Source organism: Kitasatospora sp. A2-31 (assembly GCF_022288725.1).
Classification (GTDB): Bacteria; Actinomycetota; Actinomycetes; order Streptomycetales; family Streptomycetaceae; genus Kitasatospora.
Genome location: NZ_JAKNTA010000285.1, coordinates 1 through 1,004 on the forward strand (window position 1 = coordinate 1; position 1,004 = coordinate 1,004).

2 protein-coding genes are annotated in these 1,004 nt (G+C 74.2%); one reads left to right on the top strand and one right to left on the bottom strand.

The window, feature by feature from the left end:
• The coding region (locus MCM47_RS41480) for a TetR/AcrR family transcriptional regulator (protein WP_238951920.1) at positions 1 to 629 on the bottom strand (629 nt) is incomplete at its 3' end.
• 166 nt (positions 630 to 795) lie between these two features.
• Here MCM47_RS41480 and MCM47_RS41485 point away from each other — a divergent pair.
• A partial coding sequence (locus tag MCM47_RS41485) for an acyl-CoA dehydrogenase family protein (protein ID WP_238951921.1) occupies positions 796 to 1,004 on the top strand: 209 nt, incomplete at its 3' end.

The window sequence follows — 1,004 nt, forward strand, 5'->3', positions numbered from 1 at the left end:
ACGGTGCGCTCGAACCGTAGCGCCAGCCCGTCGAGGAGAGCCTCCAGTCCGGTCTCGAAGGCGCCCTCGTCGATCGCCCCCCGGTGCTCGGCGAGCCGGTGGGCCTCGCCGAGGTGGGGGTAGTCGGCCGCGTCGTACAGCCCGGCGTCCTCCGGGAAGCCCGCCGCGAACGAGGCCAGCGCCGAGCCGGTGACGAAGTACCGCATCAGCGCACCGATCCGGGTGGCCTGCCCGCGCGGCCAGCCGGACTCGACCAGGCAGCCGAAGACGGCGTCGGCCAGCCGCAGTGCGTTGGGGCGGCGTCCGGGGCCCTGGGCCAGCACCGGGACGATGTTCGGGTGGGCGGCCAGGGCCGCGCGGTAGGAGCGGGCCCAGGCCCGCAGCGCCTCCGGCCAGGGCGCCCCCGGGGTGAACATCGACAGGTCGACCTCACCCATCACCCCGTCCACCACCGCGTCCAGCAGCTCGTCCTTGGTGCCGAAGTGGTTGTAGAGGGACGGCCCGCTGACGGACAGCTCGGTGGCCAGGCGCCGGGTGGAGAGTGCGTCCAGCCCCTCGGCGTCGACGAGCCGGAGCGCGGCCGTGACGATGCGCTCACGGCTGAGCAGCGGGGTGCGCGGGCGGGCCATCGGCGCGGTTCCTCCGGTCGGGTGAGGGTCGGGCGGCTTCCCGCGTGTCTGGCCGCGGGTCGCCCGGGGGTGGGGATCGATTCTGGCAGGCGGCCCTTCCCAGCGGAGCCCCGTCGGGGCTACAGTCCCCCCATAAAACTTGCAGCGCTAGTTTAACGGGGTCTCGATGAACCTGGAGCTGTCCGAGGAACAGACCGCCGTCCGCGACCTGGCGGCCTCCTTCACCGACCGCGAGATCGCCCCGCACGCCGCTGCCTGGGACCGCGCCGAGTCCGTCGACCGCGCGGTCATCGGCAGGCTCGGCGAGCTGGGCTTCCTCGGCCTCACCCTGCCCGAGGAGTACGGCGGCAGCGGCGGGGACCACCCCCCCCACTG